Raw genomic sequence first — 22,527 nt, forward strand, 5'->3', positions numbered from 1 at the left:
CTAGGATAGGTTAGGGGATTAATGGTTAAGGTCGTTCACTTTTTGACTGATAAGGATATGAAAGATATGGCTCGTAAACTACAAATAACATGCGCTGCATTTTTGGCTTTGAGTGGAATAAGTGTGCCTGCGATGGCTAAAAATATTTTAGATAAACTGACCGTTGCAGAAGGCTTTAACCTGAGCTTATTTGCAGATAATGTTGACAATGCGCGCGAAATTGCCGTATCCGAAAAAGGCATTGTCTATGCGGGCTCGATGAAGGCCGGGAATGTTTATGCCCTTATCGACCGTAACCAGGACGGTGTTGCCGATGAGAAAATTCTGGTTGCCTCGGGACTAAAGCTACCATCAGGTGTGGTGATCAAAGATGGCGATCTGTATGTCTCCGAAGTGGAGCGCATCATTCGCTTCAAGGATATTGATAACCACTTAAACTCACCAACATTTGAGGTGGTCTTTGATGGGTTTCCAACTGAAACCCACCATGGCTGGAAAGTACTAGGGGTTTCACCGACTGGCGAGTTAATCATTCCTGTAGGCGTGCCTTGTAATGTGTGCGCGGAGAATGAACGCTATGGACGTATTTTCTCGCTCAATCTCGAGACTAAAAAATTAACCACCATTGCCCAAGGGGTTCGTAATTCCGTCGGGTTTGATTTTCAGCCTGGCACTCAAACCCTTTGGTTTAGCGATAATGGCCGCGACATGATGGGCGATGATATTCCTCCCTGCGAAATCAATAAGGTCAGTTACTTGGGTGAACATTTTGGCTTCCCCTATGTGCATGCAGGTACAATTCTTGACCCTGAGTTTGGCCAAGGTAAAGATCCTACCAAGTACACCGCTCCTGCGCTCTCCTTAGGGGCTCACGTGGCGCCACTAGGCATTCATTTTTATCTTGGTAAACAGTTCCCTAGCGGCTATCAACAGCAGTTGTTTGTCGCTGAACATGGTTCATGGAATCGCACTAAGAAAGCGGGTTATAAAGTGGCCGTGGCGACGATAGAGCAAGGCAAGGTGGTCAAATACACTCCATTTTTAACTGGCTTTATGCAGGGCGAGCAAACCTTTGGTCGCCCAGTGGCCTTTGCTGAATTGGCCGATGGCAGTTTACTCGTGTCGGATGATTATGCAGGGGCAATCTATCGCGTCACTTATCCGCAGACAAAGTAGCCAATAGGTGAAGTCTTAAACGCTTATTCTTAGCCGTTGGCTTGATTAGCAGGGGACTCTTGCCAATCATGGTTGCCCACCGAAGGATATTGGATTGGCGCTAATCTAGCTGATAGACAGATTAAAAAATAATGCGCGGGATAATTGAAATTGAATTAATTATTCCGCGCATTTTTGTCTGTTCTTGTGAGTATGCGTTTGAATATTCACACGAAATTTAGTCGCGCTTGCCCCAGATATGGCTATTAATCTGGCCATCTGTTGCGGCTATTGATGTAGCCGTACTTGCCTGAGCTGGTTTCTGTGCTGGTTTTGCAGGTTTTTTGGCCGATGTCTTCGCTGGTGCATTGGATGTTTTCGCGGCGGGCAACGGCAGTTTATTGGTTTTTAAATATAAATATTCTACTTTTTCCCGTGCCCAATCGGTTTTTCTTAAAAATCGTAGACTCGATTTGATACTCGGATCTTCGGTAAAACAGCGGATCTTGATGCGAGCTCCGAGTTCTTCCCAGCCATAGTGCTCAACGAGTTGTGTGACTATGGTTTCCAGTTTGATGCCGTGTAATGGGTTATTTTCTTGAGTCATTTTGTATAAATTACCGTGAACAATAATCGGATTATACCAGTATTATACCGATTGACTAAAATCATAGATAAAAAAACGGGCACTCATCAGTGCCCGTTTGCTTTGTATATCAATATTGTTGGAAATTAAGCTTCATCGGGTAATTCGCTGTCGCTATCAACTTCACCTTTACCTTTGGTTTTCACAATCAGTAAGCCTGTGATGACTAGCGTTGAAACAGTCCCTGCGATGGTGGATAAGGTCATCGGTAAGCCTGCACCTAAAGTTGCAGAGTTAAGTAGGAAGGTGATAACTACTGTGGTCATAAACATGGCTGGAATGGTGGTGATCCAGTGCAGTTTATTGTGACGCAGTAGGTAAGCTGAGGCCGTCCAGAGCATTAATACAGCTGTCGCTTGGTTAGCCACACCGAAGTAGCGCCAGATCACGCCGAAGTCGACTTGAGTCAGTAAGCCACCAATCACAAACAATGGAATAGCTAACACTAAACGTTTAGGTAAAGCCACCTGCGGCATGTTAAAGAATTCAGCCAAAATCAGACGAGCAGAGCGGAAAGCCGTATCGCCTGAAGTAATTGGCAGAATGATCACACCAAGGATTGCCATAAAGCCACCCACTGCGCCTAACAGACCAGTTGATGCTTCGTATACAACGTTTGCAGGGTTACCCGCCATGCCTGTGCTTAATCCTTCAACACCGTGGAAGTAAGACAGTGCAATCGCACACCAGAGTAGGGCGATGATACCTTCACCGATCATGGCACCAAAGAACACAAAACGACCGTTCTTTTCGTTTTCAACGCAACGTGCCATCAGTGGTGATTGCGTGGCGTGGAAGCCTGAAATCGCACCACAAGCGATGGTGATAAACAGCGCAGGCCATAATGGCATATCTTTAGGGTTTAAATTTTGGAAGAAGTCGCCCGCTTGCACATTGGGCAGTAGCGTATGTTCGCTTGATAACATGATCGCAAAGGCTAAACCAAATGACATGAAGAACAACAGCGCGCCAAAGAAAGGATATAAACGGCCGATAATTTTATCGACGGGTACCACAGTGGCAATCAGGTAGTAAACGAAGATAATCGCAACAAAAATGCTAACATCCCAACCCGTTAGTTTGCCTAACAGGCCTGCTGGCGCAGAGATAAACACCACACCTACGAGCAATAATAGAATGATGGCAAACACATTCATAAAGTGCTTGGCACTTTTGCCTAAATACTTACCGGCAAGGTTTGGTACAGATTGCCCACCATTACGGACCGACAACATACCGGAGAAGTAATCGTGCACCGCTCCTCCGAAGATACAGCCGATCACAATCCACAACATCGCTGAAGGACCGTAGAGCGCCCCGAGGATTGGACCGAAGATTGGACCCACACCCGCGATATTCAATAATTGGATTAAGTACACTTTGCCTTTCGACATAGGCACATAGTCCACACCGTCGGTTTGGGTAAAAGCCGGTGTCTGACGTTTTTCGTTGATACCAAATACCTTTTCGACAAAGGTACCGTAGATAAAGTAGCCGCCGATCAATAGACCGACACAGAGTAGGAACCACATCATTTTAGTTATCTCCCCATTTTGAGTTGTGCAGAGTGTAAACAAGTTGTTTACATAAAACAGGGGTAACTGGGTGAGAGGTCGATAATGCTGACTCAGCGGCAATAGAATGGGGCGAGCGGTTGTATGAGGATGTCATTCATAAGTATTAACCGCCTCCAGCGGCTTAGATACGCGCATTAGTGGTTAACAATGGGGCTATTGGAAGCCGAACAATTGCTTAAGACTTTTTAAATAACGGCGAGAAACGGGCACTTTGTCGCCAAGCAGAGTCGTGACTTCGGCGCCAGTATCGAGCAGCTCTATTTCGGCAATGGCTTTGGGTGAAATCAGATATTGGCGATGGCAACGCACTAGCGGTGTTTTTTCTTCCAGCACTTTAAGGGTAAGTTGGGTATGGACTTTGCCCTTGGTACAGGCGACATGAATACCGCTTAAATCACTAAAAACATACTCAACATCTTGAATGGGGATCACTTTTAATTTACTACCGCTGTAACAGGGTAGGTGCTCGAGGCATCGAGGCGCGATCAGATTCACGGCTTGCGGAGTGAGGTCCTTACGAACACGTTTTAGGGTTTGGCTGAGTCGATCGGCATCTATTGGCTTAAGTAAATAATCAAAGGCATGATTATCAAAGGCTTTGACGGCAAATTCATCAAATGCAGTGACAAACACGATTTTAGGTAAGGTGTCGGGATCGAGCATAGCAATCAGTTCCATGCCTGAAATACGTGGCATTTGGATGTCGAGAAAAACTAATTGAGGCTTTTCTTTGGCAATGGTTTGCAATGCTTCTATGGCGTTGCTGCATTGGCCAATAATCTCAATGTCGGCTTCTTGGCCGAGCAAATCCGCAAGTTCCTCGCGGGCAAACAATTCATCATCGACAATCAAACAAGTGATCACGTGCTAGTTTCCGTCTGTTCTATGGGTAAGCGGATGGTCACCTTGGTGTATTCATCCGGTTTGCATTCAACTTGGATGCCATACTGTTCGCCAAACAGATTTTGTATCCGTTTATGAACTAAATTCATCCCCAATCCCTCAGAATCGATTGAGGGTTGATAAAGGCCGGCGTTATCTGTCACCTCAAGGGCTAATATATGGTCATCCATGCGTCCTGTGACCTTGATTTGTCCTTGCTCAATCATATGGGAGGTGCCATGTTTTACCGCATTCTCAATGATGGGTTGTAGGGTAAATGCAGGCACTTTACAGTGGTAAAGTGATTCAGGTATAGCAATGTTGACCTGTAATTTATCAATAAATCTCGCTTTCTCAATAGTGAGATAAGACGCTATGTGATCGAGCTCATCCCCGAGTGTCACTAAACCCGTTGTACGTTTTAAATTGATCCGCAAAAATTGTGACAACTGCTGCAACAGTTGCTTCGACATATCGGGATCGCGCTTAATAATCGCACTGATGGTATTGAGAGCGTTGAATAAAAAGTGTGGATTCACTTGAGCTTGCAGTAATTTTAATTCCGCTTGGGTGAGCAGGTTTTGCTGCTGTTCAAAACGGCCGTAGAGGATCTGGTTCGACAATAGCCGAGCAATCCCTTCCCCTAAGGTGCGATTAATGTTCAAAAATAGTTTATTTTTTGGCTCGTATAACTTGATGGTGCCAATGACTTCGGTGTCGCTGCGAAGTGGGATCACAAGGCTCGAACCGAGTTTACACTGGCTCGAAATCGAGCAGGAATAGGGCATCTCCACCCCATCGGCGAACATCACCTTGTTTTGGTTTATGGCCTCAAGGGTGATTTTTGAGGAAATCGGTGTTCCAGGGATATGATGGTCGGCACCAATACCGATAAAGGCCAAAAGTTTTTCTCTGTCCGTAATGGCAACAGCACCCACATTGGTTTCTTCAATGACAATTTGCGCGACCTTGCCGCTGCTTTCTTCGTTAAACCCCTTAGAAAGCAGCCCAACACTGCGCTCGGCAATTTTAAGCGCCTTGGTTGAGAAACTAGAGGAGAGCTTGTCAAACATGGTTTTTTGGTCGCGGATCATGCTCATAAACAGCGCTGCGCCAATGGAATTAACCAACAGCATAGGCGGAGCTATCTGCCGCACTAATTCCCATGCGGCATCAAACGGGCGTGCAATCAGCAAAATAATGCTCATTTGCATCATTTCGGCGTAAAAGGTCACCAAACAGACTAAGAGCGGATTGTAGATAAGTTCACTCTTACCCGCGCGGCGTAGGTAAAAACTGATCATTCCCGCGGAGAGTCCTTCGAGAGTGGTTGAAATCGCGCAGGCTAAATCGGTAAAGCCACCCATGCTGTAGCGGTGTAAACCGCCAGTGAATCCGACTAAAAATCCGGTGACAGGACCGCCGAGTAAACCGCCTAGCACGGCACCCATGGCGCGAGTATTGGCAATGGCCCCTGAAGTTTGCTCACCAAAATAGGTCGCCATGATACAAAAGCTAGAAAAAACCAGATAAATAAATATTTTATGAGGTAGGCGCGGTGATGTTTCTGCAAACAGTTTAAAAAGAGGTGTTTTACTGACTAAATAAACAATCACTAAATAAAGTGACATCTGTTGGGTCAGTAGCAAGATCAAGGACATAGTGGCTCACTTTATCGTCACAGCGGTCAGCGCAGTTATTGACATTGGCAGTATGTGCGCGAGATCAGGGTTAAAATTCAACAGTTCGGTTATAAAGCCTAATCTTATTTGCATCTTTTGGAGAGACTATGTCCGATTCTGTTCACGGTCATGACGTTATGGCGCTGATGGTAGCGCAAGCTCATCCCGTTTTAAAGCCTCAGTTTATTGCTCTGATGACTGAAACTTTTGGTGAAGCAGCGCGTTATCACACTTGTAGTGCCGAAAACCTTACTGCGGAGGAGTTAATTTTTTTGTTGTTGAGTAAAGGGAAAATGGCAGAATCAGCGCAAGGGCTCGCCCTTGTTGCTGGGCGGCAGTGTCATCATTCTCATCATTAAGTATGGCTAATCTGGTCTATGAGCCGCGCAATAGCTTGGGGTCATAGGCCATAACTTGCTGTTAAAGAAAGGGTGATCAGCGGATTGGTTTACCTTGATGCTCATGAAGATTAATGCTCATCCTGCTTACTTTTATTTACCACTTCAAGCTGTTCTGCAATCGTTTTTTGACAGAATTCATCAATCAAGATCCGCAATAAGCGTGATTTGGCTATTTTAGTTCCTTTAGCGAGCCCATCTAATTGGGTAATACTGGTTTCCGTTAAGGTAAAGGTGGCATGGCGATAAATTTTGGCTGACTTTTTATCTAAGCCTTTTGGCTCTGCGGGAGGCACCGCTAAAATACTCGCTTTACCTAAAGCATAGTTATTGGCATCTTCGATAAAATCCTCAATAGAAACCGTTTTGATAACTTGTTTTGGTTTCTTGCGTTTAAGATCAGTTAAGCTCATAACTATTTTCTGGTGGTAAGGTGAACAGCTCATCCACTATGGCGCGGATCTCGTCGGCCGCTTTCCCATCTGGCTCAATTTCCATTACGGACGATCCTTTTTCCTCACTGTCATCGTAGATATTTCGGCAAAAAGTCACCGAATTGAGTACGCGTAATCCAAAGGATTGGACTACTTCTTTGGCCTCTAAAATACGCTTTACTTGGGTGGGCAAAGCGGGACATTGGGTTAGCACAATGGTTGCCACCATTTTGGGATTAACCATCTTACAGGTGCTGAGCATATCTTCCATATGGGGTAAGGTTTTAAGATCGCGACGTTTGGGTCTAAGTGGGATAACTACGTAAGTGGCCACCGACATGGCGGCGCGCATAGCAAGGTTATCTTGACCGCCACAGTCAACAATGACGTAGTCGAAGCGTTCATTAAGACTGAGCAGATCGTTACGTATTTTGCCGTAGAGCTGAATACAATTGATTGCTGGGAGGCTAGGGTCGTTGTTTCGAGCTTGGATCCAATCGGATGTTGTACGTTGGGGATCGCAGTCTACCATTAGTACATTGGCGGCAAATTTTTGCTTTATATAAACCGCAAGATTTTGCGCGAGGCAACTCTTGCCACTGCCACCTTTCTCTCCACCCACCAGCAATATCATAGCAATGTCCTTTGTACGAATAGTTCAACTAATTCAGTGTAGAACAGCTCAATCGACCCTGCGTAGCTAGATTGAAATTAAAGCAATTGCATCGCGACATGATAACTTTGATCATGACGTTTAGAGCAGCGGCAAACTTGGCCTTTTACGCTATTTTGTCGGGATGTTTCTGGATTGAATGTCACGTTAACTAATTCACCGAGTTCAAATGGGTTTTTATAATCAAACAGAATGCCTCTGCGGGCTAAATCGATACATACGCCTTCGTCCGTATGTTCAACGCCATTCTTATCAGTCCAATGCAAGAGCACGCGTTCAGCTTCCATATCTACTCGAAGTGAGCTGCGTTTTTCTTCAAATCCAACTGGATGTTCACCCATAACTCAATTGTCCCGTAAATAATTGATCTCAGTAAAACTAGCATAATTGCTTTTTGGCAGAATACCAATCTGAAAGCGAGGGATTTGGAAGGATTTTGCAGGTAAAGAATGGCGCCATTGAGCTTGGTTGGCAATGGCGCCCAGTAGTAATTAGTTATCGTATTCTTGATTTTTAGGATAGGGCATTTTTAATTGGCCCCAACGGATCACGATGACCGTTGCCGCAAGGATCAAGGTTGAAAGCGAAATTGCGGCGATCCGCCAGTCATCCATACTCTTCATATCTAAGATCAAATAACGTGCAAGGGCAACAATGGCAATATACAGCGGCATGCGCACGGGCAATTTTCCCGATTCTGCATAATTAGCAACCATGGCCAGTACTTCGAGATAAATAAACAATAACAACAGATCGGCAAGGGCGACTGCGCCGACATTAAATACATGGACAATTTCTTGACCAATAGCAACCACAGTCGCTATTGCTATGATGATTAAGACGAGATGCTCAACTGCTTTTAAGCCTTTGGCACCATATTGACGATAAAATGGCATGGGTACTCCCTACTCAATATTTTTGTAAATAGTAACAGTAAAAATACTTTAGGTAGGGAAAAGAGACGCGATTCTCTGTGACTCAATTCACAAGATAGTAATTGGTTGTCTGCTAAAGGCATCGCGCCATGAGTTTTCTCAAGTCACCTTGCTTAGCCTGGCCGCCCATCGGCTCTGACGCGACAAAGCATTGGTGCGTAGTAGTAACAGAAACACCCAAAAGCCAGCATCCAACAAATAATGGCTGCGAGCATTAATTCAATAAACCATGCACTGGGTAAACCCGCTAAGACACGGAACTCTGTAGCCAGTAACATTAACCCAAAAGCCAGTGTCATTGGCCTAGCGGGTTTTAGTTGTCTGCCGGTATGGCCTAGCGATACCCTCGACATCATTGCGAGGATCATGCCGCCAAGTCCTCCAACAGTAATGGCATGCATTCCTACGGAAAGTGGTAGTCCTGTAGCAATCAGTATCAAACCAATGGGAATACATAAGTAACTTAAATGCAGTGACCATAACAGCGGCACAGACCAACTTGCCAGCCATCCCCAACGAGACCAACGTAGTAACAATACCAGACCCGCTATACCAGCCAGAGCGCGCGTCAGTAATATTATCTGCGGTAAAAAGAGACTCGCAACAAGCGCTAATAGGCTAGCAAAACTTAACCATTCCAGTACGGGAATGGGGGAGTGTCTTTGCCATTGGGTGGCGCGCTCAGTAAAGAATGGGATCACTCTACCACCAAGCAGAGCAACAATTACCCCAACAAGGATGACTGCTGCATAAAGACCATTATTAGCCCACTGTAATTGATTAGTTATTAAACCGTAATAGCTAAATCCATTAAAAAGCGTGAGTAAACTGAGAATAGGGATAAACACAAAGTTACGCCATTGGCGTACTTTAACCACAGATATTGATAATGCAATTGCGGTTAAGGGTAAAAACATCAAGTCGATGATCATGATCGCCACAAACGGAATATCTAGCGGCAATATAAATAAAAGCCTTGGTAGTAACCAGACCGTAAATAGCCCTATAAGGGGTAAGCCTTTCAACCCAGGTTGCCCTGTCCAGTTTTGTACTGCGGTGAGTAAAAAACCTGCGACGACGGCACAGGCAAACCCAAAAATCATCTCATGACCATGCCACCATAAAGGATTGATGTTGTTAGGAAGTAATGGCAGACCGGAAAGAAATCCTCCCCAGATCCCTAAACTTAATAGACTAAATAGACTCGCAAATAAGAAGAAAGGTCTAAAACCTAAGCGGAAAAGCGGTATTTTAGGTTGTAAATGTGCAGGTTCATCAATATTCAACATAATGACAGCGTAGTAGTGAAACACGAAAAGTATTTTAAGCTGCAAATTAAATGAATGTATATATCTACTTATGAGTAGCTTGTAAGTAAGTGTCCGGGTGAAGGGATAAAGATAGTCTTATCGTCGTGGTTTAATCTATTGATAAGGTAAGAATAAATTACAATAGAGGACGTAAAGGAAATACAGAGATGCAAACACTAAAAAGGTGTTAATGCTTAACTTGTTCAATTAGGAAAGTTAATTTCTCTAACATAAAACAAGTTAAGCCATTGTGTCTGCAAGTCGCAATTATTTGGTCTTACGCTTTTGCCACTTAAACATGATCGAGTATTTCCAGAGGTTACTGATCATTAAATATCCTACAGTAGAAAACACGATCCCTAATACTAGGCAACCTAGTAGGAATGCTGGCCCAATTGTGGCTAATGAGGCTTCTATCCATTGCCAGCTTGCCTCAAAGGCAAATTCCTGCGGTGCGTGGCCCAGAATTTTTGCACCTAATAAATAAGCCCCATAAAACATAACTGGCATCGTAAGTGGATTGGTGATCCAGACTAAAGCGACGGAAACGGGAATATTGACATTAAAAAGGATTGCAAAGGCCGCGGCGACCACCATCTGAAAAGGCATTGGGATCCAAGCGACAAACAAGCCTATGGCAAAGGCCCCCGGCGCAGAGCGTCGATTAAGCGCCCAAAGATTAGGATTGTGTAATAAGCGACCGAAAATGCGTAGGTGTTTGTGCTCACGCAGGGTTTCAGGCTTAGGCATAAATCTTTTTATTAATTTTTTTGGCATAGGCTGAAATTGCTGTCTTAACTTAATTCACTATGAATGGATTCATGTTTGGCTTTAGTGCCACCTTACTGTCAGCGATGTTATGGCCTTCGCTGCCGCCAATTACTTATCTACCCTACTTTTGCTTTGGGGCTCTCATCTTATTCAAAAAAGCACCTAGCTTATCTGGCACACTCTTTGCGATGTTCTGGCTAACAGGATTTTGCTTAGTGTTATCTCGGCAGGATCTTCCTTTATCCCAACAGCCTATACAGGTGAGGGGCGAAATCATATCACTAGTTAGTCAAAACAGCGACTGGGTTAGCTTCGATATTGTTGTCGATAAACCAAATTTAATCTTTGGGCCAACGGCTAAGTTGCGTTTAACCTGGCAATCCGAGGCGACACTGCAAGTTGGGCAAGTTTGGGATTTCACTTTTATGCCTAAAAGTATATCCAGTGTTCTCAATCAAGGAGGATATAACGAACAAAAGCAATTGATTAGTCAGCATATTGTCGGTAAAGGCCGCGTTATGCATGCAAGGCTTCAAGCTGAGCGTTTTTCGTTAAGACATCACTTAATCACACGACTTGCTCCAAAGTTATCTGCGTTAACACAGGGGGATATTCTGCTGGCGTTAATCCTCGGGGATAAACAACTTATCTCGCAAACTAAGTGGCAGGCGTTAAGGCAAACGGGCACGGGCCATCTGGTGGCGATATCGGGATTACATTTATCGGTGATCACCGCTTGGGTCTATGCTTGCGCTTTGTTTTTTCTTACGCGTTTGGCGCCGCATCCAAGTCGACGAAATATAGTTATTGCGCTCATTTTAGCAGGAGTGAGTGCTCTATTTTATAGCTATTTAGCCGGTTTTGCCGTGTCAACACAGCGTGCGTTAGTGATGATTTTATTGGTTATGCTGTTGAGTTTATTAAGACGCTACTCAAGCGCATGGGACCGTTTGCTGTTTGCCTTATTTGTGGTGTTACTCATTGATCCTCTCGCTTGTTTGAGTGCTGGATTTTGGCTTTCTTTTTGTGCTTTGGCGATTATTTTATATACCTTAGAAAGTGCCAAATTTACACAGTCTGTTGATAGTAAAACAACTTTTTTAGCCAAGTCGCGAGTCAGAGTCATACAGTTTTGGTCAATACAATGGCGCTTAAGCCTGATATTGGGACTGCTGCAAGCCATCTTTTTTGGTGGTGTGAGTATCCATAGTTTGTGGATGAATATGCTGGTGGTGCCTTGGTTTAGTCTTATCGTCATTCCGCTATCGATGCTGGCTTTTATCATCTGGTGGTTAGGTACGTTTTTAGGGCAATCGTGGCTGGGATTATTCAATTTGGCGGATTTAGGACTATTTCCCTACGGCAAGTTACTTGAACTCAGCGTCGATTTACCCGCCCATTGGCATGTGGTTTCCGAGACATTATTAGCAGGCGGCCTGTGCGCACTTTTTGCGTTGATTCTGTGGCGATATGTTCCTCATCGGCGCCAATATTGGCACTGGCATTTATTGATAGGGTTACTGTTTCTTCCTCTGGCATTGTCTGTTTTTCAGCGCATTACAGCATCGAAAACCACTCAGTGGACGCTACATTTACTTGATGTCGGGCAAGGATTAGCCGTGGTGGTTGAAAAGGATGATAGGGCACTTATCTATGATACGGGCGCCGCATTTGGCGATGATTTTAGCTACAGTGACCGTGTGATTATCCCTTTTCTTAATACTCGAGGATTAACTGATATCGATTTTATTGTGATCAGCCACGGCGATAACGACCATGCTGGAGGCGCTCAAGTACTGGCAAAAGCGTATCCTCAGGCAAAATGGATTACTGATGTTGACCACTTAAATGCTCAGCCTTGTTTGCCACAACAGATTGATTGGCAACAACTTACCTTACGCTTTATTTCCCCACAAACCCAGGCGGGTGGCAATAATGCTTCTTGTGTGCTGCGGATTGATGATGGTCAGCAAAGTCTATTACTGAGCGGTGATATTGAAAAGGAAACAGAGAGTATATTGATTGAGCGAGTGCAAGCGGGCTTTAAACTTAAAAGTCAGGTGCTTATTGCTCCACACCATGGAAGCCGCACCTCATCTACGCTGGCATTTATTGAAAGGGTGGCACCGGAGTTAGTACTTTTTCCAGCGGGGTTGAATAATCGTTATGGCTTTCCTAAAGCCGATGTCGTTGCCCGCTACCAAGCTTTGCAGATAAACCACTTAACCACCGGGATTGAAGGACAAATTAGCGTTACTTTTGAACAAGGGCGACTCGACGTAAAAACCTATCGGCAAGATTTAGCTCCATTTTGGTATAACCGCTTGTTTAGATTTGGTGACTTGATTAATCCAGAGTAGAATGAGCACTTTGCCATAATTTAGTGTTACCAATGACAGCATATCCTAAAGACGAAATGTGGACCGTATTCAAGCGATTACTGGCCTATCTCAAACCGATGAAGGGCATGTTTTTGCTTTCAGTTGCTGGCCTTATTGTGTATGGGCTTGTCGATGCGGCTTTTATTTCTTTTATTGGCCCTTTTATCGATAAAGGGTTTTCCAGCAGTACACCAGCGATAAGTAACGGTATTGCACTCCCCACGAACCAAGGCTTTCATGCCGATAACCAAGTGCTATTAATGGCGCCTATCGTGGTTATTTTAATGTTCTCCCTGCGCGGCTTTGCAAACTTCGTATCCACCTACGGCATTTCTTATATGAGCGCTAGGTTAATTATGGATATGCGCCAGCAAGTGTTTCAACATTATCTAAGTTTACCAGTGAGTTACATGGATAAGGAAAACACGGGCAATTTAATTTCAAAAGTGACCTTCGATACCGAGCAAATTGCCCGTGCATCTGGCAGTGCCTTGATTTCGATTGTTCGTGACGGTGTGACCGTTATCGGTATGCTGGGATTGATGTTTTATAACTCTTGGAAGCTTTCTCTGTGTATTTTAGTGATTGGTCCGATTATGGGATTAGTGATGACTATTGTGAGTCGCCGCTTCCGTAAGGTGTCGAAACAAATCCAAACGGCGATGGGGGATGTCAGTGCCGCAACGGAGCAGATGATCAAAGGTCATAAAAACGTACTGGCCTTTGGTGGACAAGAAACAGAAACGGCTCGCTTTGCCAAAATTAATGACAGAAACCGTCATCAAAATATGAAGCTTGCGATCGCACAGGCTATCAGCCAGCCGCTTATCATGGTGATTGGCTCTTTTGCCTTGGCCTTTGTGCTGTATGCGGCGAGCCTAGATAGCATGAAAGCCGATTTGACCGCGGGTACCTTTGCGACGATTCTTGGGGCGATGATGGCCATGCTGCAACCCATCAAAAACCTCACGCGTGTGAATGCCGAATTTCAACGTGGTATTGCAGCGTGCACCACAGTATTTGAACTGTTAGACACTTTGCCAGAATCGGATACTGGTACTTATACCGTTACTCGTGCTAAGGGCAACTTACGTTTCGATAATGTTTCTTTTAGTTACGAAGGCCAGGAGCGCCGCGCTTTAGATAAAATTGACTTTGAAGTGTCCCAAGGGCAAACCTTAGCCTTAGTCGGGCGCTCTGGGTCGGGGAAATCGACGATTGCAAGCTTGGTGACTCGTTTTTACACCGGACTAGCGTCTGGCGATATTCTGCTTGATGATGTGAGTATTTATGATTATTCATTGAAATCATTACGTAGCCAAGTGGCTTTGGTATCGCAGCAAGTGACACTGTTTAACGATACTATTGCCAATAATATCGCCTATGCCTATCCGGGCGAAGTCACCCGCGAGCAGATTATTCAGGCGGCGACTTTAGCTCATGCAATGGAATTTATTGAGCAATTACCCGATGGCTTAGATACCCAAGTCGGTGAAAACGGCGTGCTATTGTCAGGCGGTCAGAGACAACGGATTGCGATTGCGCGGGCAATGTTACGTGATGCACCAGTGCTCATTCTGGATGAAGCGACATCGGCCCTTGATACTGAATCTGAGAAAGCGATTCAGCAGGGATTAGACAATTTACGCCAAAACCGCACCTCGGTTGTGATTGCTCACCGTTTATCAACGATTGAAAGTGCTGATCAAATTTTAGTGGTCGATCAAGGTCGCATCGTTGAGCGTGGTACCCACAAATCGCTACTCGAACTTGGCGGTATGTATGCCAAGTTATACCAAATGCAGTTTGGTAGCTAAATGCAGGCGTTAGTTAATAAAATTTGGTATCAAGGCCACCCATTACGGTGGCTCTTACTGCCTTTTTCTGCGTTGTTTGCGCTTATTACCACAATTCGCCGTGGTTTATTTCGTTTAGGGATTAAATCACAAACCACACTGCCAGTCCCCGTGATCGTGGTGGGCAATATTACCGTTGGCGGTAGTGGTAAAACCCCCACTGTCATCTATTTGATTGAACTGCTGCGTCAACAGGGGTTTAATCCGGGTGTGATCAGCCGTGGTTATGGCGCGCATATCCAAGGGGTAAAAGTCGTTAGCGTAAAGGATGCTGCAACTGATGTGGGCGATGAGCCAGCTATGATTGTGGCGCGTACTGGTGTGCCTATGGTGGTGGGCCCTAAACGTGTTGATACCGCAAGAACCTTGCTGGCGCAGTTTGCCGTGGATGTCATTATCTGTGACGATGGCTTGCAACATTACGCCCTCGGCCGTGATATTGAGTTGGTGGTGATTGATGGAAAGCGCGGTTTAGGGAATCGTCATTTGCTTCCAGCAGGCCCACTACGGGAAGGTGCTTGGCGTCTTAATCAAGTGGATTTTGTGGTGGTCAATAGTGGACCCGCGCAGGCGAATCAATATGAGATGCAGCTGAGTCCAAGTGCGGTGTTGCCGGTAAATCCTAAGGCTGAGGCCGTGTTTGACCCGACGCAGCCCGTGGTGGCAATGGCGGGTATTGGTCATCCGGCGCGTTTTTTTGAAACCTTAACGCAGCAAGGTTTTCAACTCGCGTTATCCCATGGTTTTGATGACCACCAAGCCTACGATAAACACGTGTTATGCGAGCTTGCAGCATCTCGCCCCTTGATGATGACTGAAAAAGATGCGGTTAAATGTCGCGATTTTGCACAAGAAAACTGGTGGTATTTGGCTGTCGATGCCAAGCTATCGCCACAATTTGATCAACAGTTGCTGAGCCGATTACGCTCTGTGGCTGCAGCTAAAAAAGGAAAATCCCATGGCGTTTGATAAAAAACTGTTAGATATCGTTGCTTGTCCAGTATGTAAAGGAAAGTTGGAGTACGATAAGGCGGCGCAGCAATTGATTTGTAAAGCGGACAAATTAGCTTATCCCATTACCGATGGCATCCCAGTGTTATTGGAAAATCGTGCCTTACCGTTAAATGAAGCAGTTTGATTTTTAGGCATAAAACTCAGCGTTATTGCACTTAACGGTTTGAGCAAGTCGTGTACTTGCGACACCGCCGTGCATAAGTGTAGAGAACAGGGCGATCATCTCGCCCTTTTCATGACTTAAAAGCGCACAAACTTTTGTTTATCTTCCTCAGTGGCGCCTTCTTTACATTCACCACGTATTTCTCCCCGTCCTGATTCTATTATTCGGCTCAACTCAAAGTAACCTTCGCGGCAGTAACCTGTCATTTCTAAGGTTTTCTCGAGTCCCAATTCAACTTGTCTGCCCCAGATATCGAGTGCATCCGCTTGTTGTTGGTATAAACGACGCTGCTCGCGGGGATCTTGCGCGACTTGACGCATACGTTCTTCGTGGGGGAAGGGGCGTTCGGTGACATCTCTTGGTGAGTATTCCTCCGCAAAACCTGCCTGATAGGTAAAGAGTTTAAGGCCATCTGCGCGGATATCAGTGGTGAGTTTGTCTTTAAATTTACCTGCAAATTCAGAGGGGTCTATCGGAGCGCTGCTGCAAGCGAGTAATGTTAAGCAGCTCAATAATGTCAGGCTTATCGATCTCAATGGCATATCAAGGATTACTCTTAGATGATTTACTTAGCGAAGAATACCTTAATATGTCGCTCAATATCATGCAATTATCGGTTTTATTCGCGATATACTGGTAAAGAAGTTTATTCGCCCGAATAAGTTGGTTAATCACCCTATACCGATACAACTTGAATCTGCTCTGAAACTTGTCGCGATAGGTTGAATGGGCATCTACTCCGGAGCCTTACTGATGCTGGATTTTTGGGCCAAGCGATTTGCTGAAATAGACTGGAATATCAGCCCATTACAGGGGGTAAGCCTGCTACTGCTGGGACTTTGGATTTATGCTATTTGGCCTAAGGAAGAGTTACTGCAGGTTGTTAAGGATAAAGGCTTGCAATGGCGGTTGTTGTTAACGCTGATTGCGGTAAATACCTTATGGCTCCTCAATGCCAGTATTCAAGTCGGAATTCATTTACATTTTCTAGGGATAGTCACTTGTCTATTGATGTTTGGTTGGCGCTTAGCGACGGTTGCCTTACTCCTCCCAAGTGCGTTTTTCAGCATATTTGTCCTAAAGCAGCCTGGTGAGTTTGGTGCATTTGGCTTGTTTGCAATAGCCCTCCCGTTATTCTGTGCGTTTATGCTTTACAGCCGCAGTTACCATTTATTTCCTAAGCATCTTTTTGTGTTTATTTTTGTTGGCGCCTTTATTAATGCAGGATTATCGACGGTTTTTCATCAATTTAGTTGGGCATTTTGGCTTTGGTTGTCGGCGGATTATGACTGGAGCATGTTAGTTGATAACTATCTGATGTTAATCCCGTTATTAGCCTTTCCTGAGGCGTTGCTCAACGGCATGGCGGTGACGCTGTTGGTGGTGTATCAACCCCAATGGTTGTTTGATTATTCTGACCGTGAGTACTTGTGGCGTAAATGAAAAGCGCGCCGTGGGGCGCGCATTGTTGTGCTAGGCAAAACGTTGTTCTAAGTAGCTGATGATATCCTTAGATTCATATAGCCATTGCACTTGACCATTGTCTTCAATCCGTAAACAGGGCACTTGTTGCTTGCCACCTTGGGCGATGAGCTCATCTTTATGTGGGGATTTTTTTGCATCCAAGGTTTGGATATTTAGCCCTTGACGGCGCATGGCTCGGCGCACTTTTACGCAGAAAGGACAAGCATTGTACTGATATAGCGCCAGTGCTTGAGTTTGCGCATCGATTTTTTGTTGTTCTGCTGATGGGCGTTTGAGTTTCTTTGGGGCGAACACAAAGTTAAGCAACAAAATGATCCGGCCTAAAATCCAGCGAATAATGAACATAACTACCTCGAGTAAAAGTGTTTTAGCGCGCCGCAATATTGGCTGTGCGAAAGGGGATAGACGCGCGGAATGTGATTCCGCTCGCATAAAGCCGCAGAGTTTAACCTAATGGATGTTTTAGGCCAAGTAATAGAACGAGGGGGCGCTACCTTAATCAACCAATAAAAATGCCCAGTGAATACTGGGCATTTGATTCTCTATGGTCTTGTACAACGCGTTATTTAGCTTCGATGCTCATATTCACTTGGGCAGCATCTTGATTGAGGGTGACGCGACTTTCGAGTAGGAAAATGCGTTCAGGTGCGATGCCCTTGCTATCAACAAGGTAGGCCTTGACTGATTTCGCTCTCTCCTGCGCTAAATCTCCCAACCTGTCTTGACCGACCGTTTGCGCTTTTAGCGAAAGGTTATAAAGCGCGATATGCCATCGGGTGGTCAGTTCCTCTTTACTCAGTGGTGCATCTTTGGTTTCAGCAATAATATTGTCTTTCACATCATCAGGATTGGCCTTAACTTCCTGCTCATAGAGTTTGAGAAGGGCATCGGCTAGAGGTCCTTGAGTCGGAAACTGACTCGGGCTGAGATCTGCCGGCAATTCCGTCAGTTGAATATTCGCTAAGGCAGCCAGCTTGCGTTTCATCATACGCTCGCTAATTGCTTGGCTATCGTTTATTGCATCGACACTGCCCTCAAGACTGAGCTGTAGCATGGGTCTATCCTCTAATCCTTTGGCGAGCTTATCTAGGCTTTCTTGCTCACGGGAAGTGAGGGTAAATTGCCCGGGATTAAAGGGGATTTTATCTAAGGTATCATCAGCGCCAATGAGACCTGCAAGGAAAGAGAAGGGGGCTGTGACGGCTTTAGTAATCACATTGGTAATGGCTGTCATGATGATGCTGCCAACACTAAAGCTGGGTGAGTCTAGATCGCCAGAGACTTCCATTCCTAGGTCAATTACGCCATGGCGATCCTGCAATAATGCAATCGCTAACGTTACGGGTAAACTGGTGGCTAAATCACTGTTACTGCGTTTCCCCAGTTTGAGTTGATTAATCACTAGGTGGTTGCTGCCCTTGAGTTGGTTTTGCTCAAGTTTGTAGTTAAGTGCTAACGACAATTGCCCTTTATCAATGTAATAGCCCGCATAGGTGCCAGAGTATGGGTTTACTGACGTCAGCTCAACACTCTTAAAAACCAGGTCTAAATCAAGATAAGGTTTATCTAACAAGGGATTAATATCCCCCTTTAATGTCACTGGTGCATAGCGGTCAATTTTGCCTTTAATATCGACTGATGCCTTAGTACCCGGCTTGGAGGATAGGTGACTGATATAACCTTCTAGCTGCTCGATGCCTGAGGCAAAGTTAGGTGTTAGCGAATTATCGGCAAAAAATGCTGATCCTTGGTTAAAGCTAATTTTTTGAATATCTAAGCTTAACTCGGGCTTCTTAGCTGCGGTTTGGGATGGTGCAACTGTATTGGTGCTGATTTCGGCTTGAATGCCAGTTTGCGCCATTTGTCCAGTGACTTTAGGCTCGGCAATGGCTTGCTGTTCAATAATCAGATTGCTGATATTGGTTGTACGATCCTTCGCGATAACAACCTTGGCATAAGGTTGCTCAAAACTTAAATGATCAATCTTGATTTGATTCTGTTGCTGGTCAAAATCGAGCTGATTAATATGCATTTTTTGCCATTTCACCAATGGCGCTTTGCGGATGCTGTCGAGGATATTCAAATCATCCAGCTCAACGTTACCTTGATAAATGGCTTTGCCTTTGCCATCGGCATGAACCTCGCCATCGCTACTGAATAGGCCGCTTTTTAGCTGCATATTGACATAGGGCTCAAGGTAAGGTTGAAATTGGGCTAAGGCCAACTGCTCCACTTTGAGGTTAGCGCTGATGGCTTGCCCAAGGACATCGACTTGCCCCTTGGAGGTAAAATGGCCTTTATCGTTTAGTCCAAAGGAGAGTTGGTATTCAATCGGGGCTTTTAAATCGCTCACTATGGTTTCAGTCGCAAAATCTAATGGATAGATTCGCCATTGCTGCGCCGTTTTGCTGAGTTTGTGCTCCTCAAGCTGAATATCATAGTTTTCGACATTCAGTCCGCCCAGTGTCACTAACCAGGCATCTTGCTGTTCAGTAACACTCTTATCCGAGGTTGCTTGTGAAGGCGATGCGGCTGACGTGTTCGTTTCAGCTGACGCTTCTGCTGTTTGCGCTTCTGCAGGCGAGTTTGGCGTTGCGGTATCAGTGCTGGCAGCCATAGATTTTGGCATTAATAGTTGAACTAAATCAATATCTTGTTCATCTAGCTTAGCCTTAAGACTTAAGCCTTCAGTGTGGATTTGCTTAATATTGACCCGCTGCTTGGCCAGATTAGCGCTGATCCCATCTACAGCCAGTAGTGGTAAGGTGATAACCGATTGGTCACCATTGAGCAAATTCACTTTTTCAACAATCACTTGTCCACGTTCGGCAGTGAGTTGTAATTCACCTTGCTCGGGTAAATCGACTTGGTAATGGGCGTTAATACTAAGCTCACCTGTCCCCAGTTTGACATTGAATTGATCGGCAACAAATTGCCAGAGCGGCACAAGTTTGAGTTTGGCAAGCTGTACATCCCCGACGAGCTTAAAGGGAAACAGCTGAAATTGTCCGGCAAGGCTCACTTCACCTGCGTGGGCATCCTGCAACTGGGCGACAAATTGGTTATGCACGATAGTCGTAGTGGCATTTGTCGCCGATGTTGCTGGAGTAGTATTCGCCGTAGTTGTTGCTGGAACGGCATTGTTTGTCACCGCATCTTTGGTTGATGACGTCTTAGCTACGCTAGCAGGATTAGGTAACATCAGGTATTCAGTATCTAATTGACTGAGTTTGAAGTTGATATTGGGGTAATCAATTTGCGCCTTGGTTATCTTGTCATCAAATTTGAACTTGGCTGCACTGACGGTTAACTCACCTAAGATGATGCGCAAAGGACGTGCTTGTTCAGCACTCGTGTCTGGTTTGCTGGCGGTTTTAGCTTGGTTGAGGGTGGTAACGATGTCGTCAAAGTTAAACTGAGTTGCCCCATGAGTTTGAAACCGTTGGATATGAGCAAAGGGCGTTTGCAACTGAATATGATCAATCACTAAGGCTCGATTGAATATAGACTGCCAAAAATGCACCTCAAATTGGAGCTGTGCTAATCCGGCAAAATCCCGATTATCTTTCTCCTTAACGGCGAGCTGGCCGATATTGACGCGGTAGTTAAAAGGATTGATATGCATACCCTGTAAACTGACCGGACGCCCTAATAGCTGTGAAAGCTTCTCTGGGGCGAAGGCGACGATAGCCTTGGGGAGTATTAATCCGAGGGCGATAAGGTAACTTAAGTAGGTAATGGTTAAATAGACGAGAACTCGTTGGTATCGGGGGCGACTAAAAAACGCGAGTTTTAACCGTGATAGTTGAGTTAGCATAGTCAGATTAATGCTCCAATACGCACGCTGGCGCGAAATCTATCAATAAATGTGGTTATTCTAGCGAATAATGCTTACCTCTGCATGATTTTTTTGGTGTTTTGTCAATTAAATCTGAGTGTTACCGTATGGCAACCAATGTGAGTCAGAATGTATGTTAACTCATAACCCTCGCTTTACGAGGGTAACATGTTGTGTCTCCAGTGGGCATTTTATGACCGCTAAGCTTTTTAATACGAATAGCTTAGTTTAAGTGGTGAGATAACTTATCGCGGCGATGACGGCGCCTTGTGGATCTTTTATCCAACAAAAGCGACCCACTTTCGGAATATCTTCTGGACCAAACAGAATATCGCCACCAAGTTTTTTAGCGTTAATCGCGACCAAGTCGACATCGGCGACCGTGACATAACCTGTCCAGTGCGAAGGTAGCGTCGGGAGCTGATTATCAGTGATACCGCCGATACCTACACCTTGGTTTTCAATCAAGTGGTACTGACCATGGGGCATCTTGACCGTTCTAAATTGCCAGCCAAATACTTCACCATAAAAGCGCATGGCCTCTTCAGTGTTGTGGGTTGTGAGTTCATGCCAGCCTAAGGCACCAGCGGTATTAAATGCAGAGTCCATAAGCGCGTCCTTTATGTTATTGAGCCTTGTGGCGAGGCTATTAGTATTTTGAGTGTAGACGATGCTTTTCAATAATTCCTAAGCAGATCCAGAAATGTGACATTATTTCTGCTGTAAATCATTAAACTAAGTTAATGTTAATTAATGAAATAACAAAAATCTGTTTATCGAGTTTGTCTTGATGTTGTGCTTCTGCTGCTCCGCTGAGTATTTGCTGAGTTTGCGCTCTGTTTTGCGGCTGATTGGTGGTGTTAGTATTGTTTTACAGCATTAGACCTTACTCCCCTTCGCTTGCTAAACTAGCGCCATTTGCAATCGATGAAATTGCGTAATAGGGGGGATTAACGATTGAATAAGAGTTTAGTGACCAATGTGTTGGCAGCCATTTGTGTGATCTTGGGATACGTACTGAGCTTACCCATTCTATTTAATGTTGGGTTGTTTGCATTATCTGGTGCGATAACCAACTGGCTTGCGGTGTATATGTTGTTTGAAAAAGTCCCTGGTTTGTATGGTTCTGGTGTGGTGCCTTCGCGGTTTGAAGAATTTAAACTCGGCATTGCTCATCTGATGATGAAACAGTTTTTTACCGCTGAAAACATTGATCGTTTTTTGTCTGAAAAAGAAGGTATAAGCCAAATCGATTTGGCGCCTGTGATTGAGAAAGTAGACTTAGCACCGTCTTTCGATGCCTTAGTCAATACTGTGGCACAATCTT

Annotated in this window: 21 protein-coding genes and 1 pseudogene; 8 read left to right on the forward strand and 14 right to left on the reverse strand. The window is 44.9% G+C overall.

Annotated features, from left to right (window positions below):
• Positions 1–66 precede the first annotated feature (66 nt).
• On the forward strand, positions 67–1,176 hold the full coding sequence (locus L976_RS13510; RefSeq protein ID WP_080612398.1) for a PQQ-dependent sugar dehydrogenase: 1,110 nt from the start codon (positions 67–69) through the stop codon (positions 1,174–1,176).
• A gap of 217 nt (positions 1,177–1,393) precedes the next feature.
• Here the strand turns inward: L976_RS13510 and L976_RS13515 are convergent, their stop codons facing one another.
• The 4 genes from L976_RS13515 to L976_RS13530 all read right to left on the reverse strand — a co-directional run bounded on the left by L976_RS13515 (position 1,394) and on the right by L976_RS13530 (position 5,921).
• Positions 1,394–1,762 (reverse strand): VF530 family protein, encoded by a 369-nt coding sequence (locus L976_RS13515; RefSeq protein WP_037419609.1) that lies wholly within the window; start codon positions 1,760–1,762, stop codon positions 1,394–1,396.
• Positions 1,763–1,887: 125 nt separating this feature from the next.
• Positions 1,888–3,336 (reverse strand): carbon starvation CstA family protein, encoded by a 1,449-nt coding sequence (locus L976_RS13520; RefSeq protein ID WP_037427281.1) that lies wholly within the window; start codon positions 3,334–3,336, stop codon positions 1,888–1,890.
• 195 nt (positions 3,337–3,531) lie between these two features.
• Positions 3,532–4,242 (reverse strand): two-component system response regulator BtsR, encoded by a 711-nt coding sequence (btsR, locus tag L976_RS13525; RefSeq protein WP_037427280.1) that lies wholly within the window; start codon positions 4,240–4,242, stop codon positions 3,532–3,534.
• On the reverse strand, positions 4,239–5,921 hold the full coding sequence (locus tag L976_RS13530; RefSeq protein WP_037419617.1) for a sensor histidine kinase: 1,683 nt from the start codon (positions 5,919–5,921) through the stop codon (positions 4,239–4,241). The genes btsR and L976_RS13530 overlap by 4 nt, the downstream gene beginning before the upstream one ends.
• A 128-nt stretch (positions 5,922–6,049) precedes the next feature.
• Between L976_RS13530 and L976_RS13535 the strand changes: the two genes are divergently transcribed.
• On the forward strand, positions 6,050–6,301 hold the full coding sequence (locus L976_RS13535) for a YecH family metal-binding protein (protein WP_037419620.1): 252 nt from the start codon (positions 6,050–6,052) through the stop codon (positions 6,299–6,301).
• 110 nt (positions 6,302–6,411) lie between these two features.
• Here the strand turns inward: L976_RS13535 and L976_RS13540 are convergent, their stop codons facing one another.
• From L976_RS13540 to L976_RS13565, 6 genes are all read right to left on the reverse strand, one after another.
• Positions 6,412–6,753, reverse strand: coding sequence for a hypothetical protein (locus tag L976_RS13540; RefSeq protein WP_047537483.1), 342 nt, complete (start codon positions 6,751–6,753; stop codon positions 6,412–6,414).
• Positions 6,740–7,408 (reverse strand): AAA family ATPase, encoded by a 669-nt coding sequence (locus tag L976_RS13545; protein ID WP_011623182.1) that lies wholly within the window; start codon positions 7,406–7,408, stop codon positions 6,740–6,742. The genes L976_RS13540 and L976_RS13545 overlap by 14 nt, the downstream gene beginning before the upstream one ends.
• Before the next feature lie 77 nt (positions 7,409–7,485).
• Complete coding sequence (locus L976_RS13550) at positions 7,486–7,788, reverse strand: PilZ domain-containing protein (protein WP_037419625.1); 303 nt, start codon at positions 7,786–7,788, stop codon at positions 7,486–7,488.
• A gap of 150 nt (positions 7,789–7,938) precedes the next feature.
• Positions 7,939–8,343 carry a phosphate-starvation-inducible protein PsiE gene (locus L976_RS13555; RefSeq protein ID WP_011623180.1) on the reverse strand — a complete coding sequence of 135 codons (405 nt, stop codon included), beginning with the start codon at positions 8,341–8,343 and terminating at the stop codon, positions 7,939–7,941.
• A 152-nt stretch (positions 8,344–8,495) separates the two neighbouring features.
• On the reverse strand, positions 8,496–9,671 hold the full coding sequence (locus L976_RS13560; RefSeq protein ID WP_047537487.1) for an NnrS family protein: 1,176 nt from the start codon (positions 9,669–9,671) through the stop codon (positions 8,496–8,498).
• A 288-nt stretch (positions 9,672–9,959) separates the two neighbouring features.
• Positions 9,960–10,469 carry a DUF2062 domain-containing protein gene (locus L976_RS13565; protein WP_037419631.1) on the reverse strand — a complete coding sequence of 170 codons (510 nt, stop codon included), beginning with the start codon at positions 10,467–10,469 and terminating at the stop codon, positions 9,960–9,962.
• A 32-nt stretch (positions 10,470–10,501) separates the two neighbouring features.
• Here L976_RS13565 and L976_RS13570 point away from each other — a divergent pair, with 32 nt between their 5' ends.
• Genes L976_RS13570 through L976_RS13585 form a run of 4 tightly spaced genes read left to right on the forward strand, consistent with a single transcriptional unit; the run spans position 10,502 to position 15,838 of the window.
• Complete coding sequence (locus L976_RS13570; protein ID WP_047537490.1) at positions 10,502–12,823, forward strand: DNA internalization-related competence protein ComEC/Rec2; 2,322 nt, start codon at positions 10,502–10,504, stop codon at positions 12,821–12,823.
• Between the two features lie 32 nt (positions 12,824–12,855).
• Positions 12,856–14,661, forward strand: coding sequence for a lipid A export permease/ATP-binding protein MsbA (gene msbA, locus L976_RS13575; RefSeq protein ID WP_047537493.1), 1,806 nt, complete (start codon positions 12,856–12,858; stop codon positions 14,659–14,661).
• A complete protein-coding gene (lpxK, locus tag L976_RS13580; RefSeq protein WP_047537495.1) occupies positions 14,662–15,669 on the forward strand; it encodes a tetraacyldisaccharide 4'-kinase in 1,008 nt (335 codons plus the stop codon).
• Complete coding sequence (locus L976_RS13585; protein ID WP_037419644.1) at positions 15,659–15,838, forward strand: Trm112 family protein; 180 nt, start codon at positions 15,659–15,661, stop codon at positions 15,836–15,838. The genes lpxK and L976_RS13585 overlap by 11 nt, the downstream gene beginning before the upstream one ends.
• Positions 15,839–15,954: 116 nt before the next feature.
• Here the strand turns inward: L976_RS13585 and L976_RS13590 are convergent, their stop codons facing one another.
• Positions 15,955–16,419 carry a hypothetical protein gene (locus L976_RS13590; protein ID WP_037419646.1) on the reverse strand — a complete coding sequence of 155 codons (465 nt, stop codon included), beginning with the start codon at positions 16,417–16,419 and terminating at the stop codon, positions 15,955–15,957.
• A 211-nt stretch (positions 16,420–16,630) separates the two neighbouring features.
• Between L976_RS13590 and L976_RS13595 the strand changes: the two genes are divergently transcribed.
• Positions 16,631–17,320 carry an energy-coupling factor ABC transporter permease gene (locus L976_RS13595; RefSeq protein ID WP_047540500.1) on the forward strand — a complete coding sequence of 230 codons (690 nt, stop codon included), beginning with the start codon at positions 16,631–16,633 and terminating at the stop codon, positions 17,318–17,320.
• Positions 17,321–17,350: 30 nt separating this feature from the next.
• Here the strand turns inward: L976_RS13595 and L976_RS13600 are convergent, their stop codons facing one another.
• The 3 genes from L976_RS13600 to L976_RS13610 form a co-directional block, all read right to left on the reverse strand.
• On the reverse strand, positions 17,351–17,707 hold the full coding sequence (locus tag L976_RS13600; protein WP_037419649.1) for a glutaredoxin family protein: 357 nt from the start codon (positions 17,705–17,707) through the stop codon (positions 17,351–17,353).
• 217 nt (positions 17,708–17,924) lie between these two features.
• Positions 17,925–21,179 carry a DUF748 domain-containing protein gene (locus tag L976_RS13605; RefSeq protein WP_047537497.1) on the reverse strand — a complete coding sequence of 1,085 codons (3,255 nt, stop codon included), beginning with the start codon at positions 21,177–21,179 and terminating at the stop codon, positions 17,925–17,927.
• A gap of 249 nt (positions 21,180–21,428) precedes the next feature.
• Complete coding sequence (locus tag L976_RS13610) at positions 21,429–21,809, reverse strand: VOC family protein (protein WP_037419655.1); 381 nt, start codon at positions 21,807–21,809, stop codon at positions 21,429–21,431.
• A 348-nt stretch (positions 21,810–22,157) separates the two neighbouring features.
• Between L976_RS13610 and L976_RS13615 the strand changes: the two are divergent.
• Positions 22,158–22,527, forward strand: a pseudogene (locus L976_RS13615) (DUF445 domain-containing protein); the annotation flags it as partial.

It is taken from the genome of Shewanella sp. ZOR0012, from assembly GCF_000798835.1.
In the GTDB taxonomy this organism is placed as follows: Bacteria; Pseudomonadota; Gammaproteobacteria; order Enterobacterales; family Shewanellaceae; genus Shewanella; species Shewanella xiamenensis.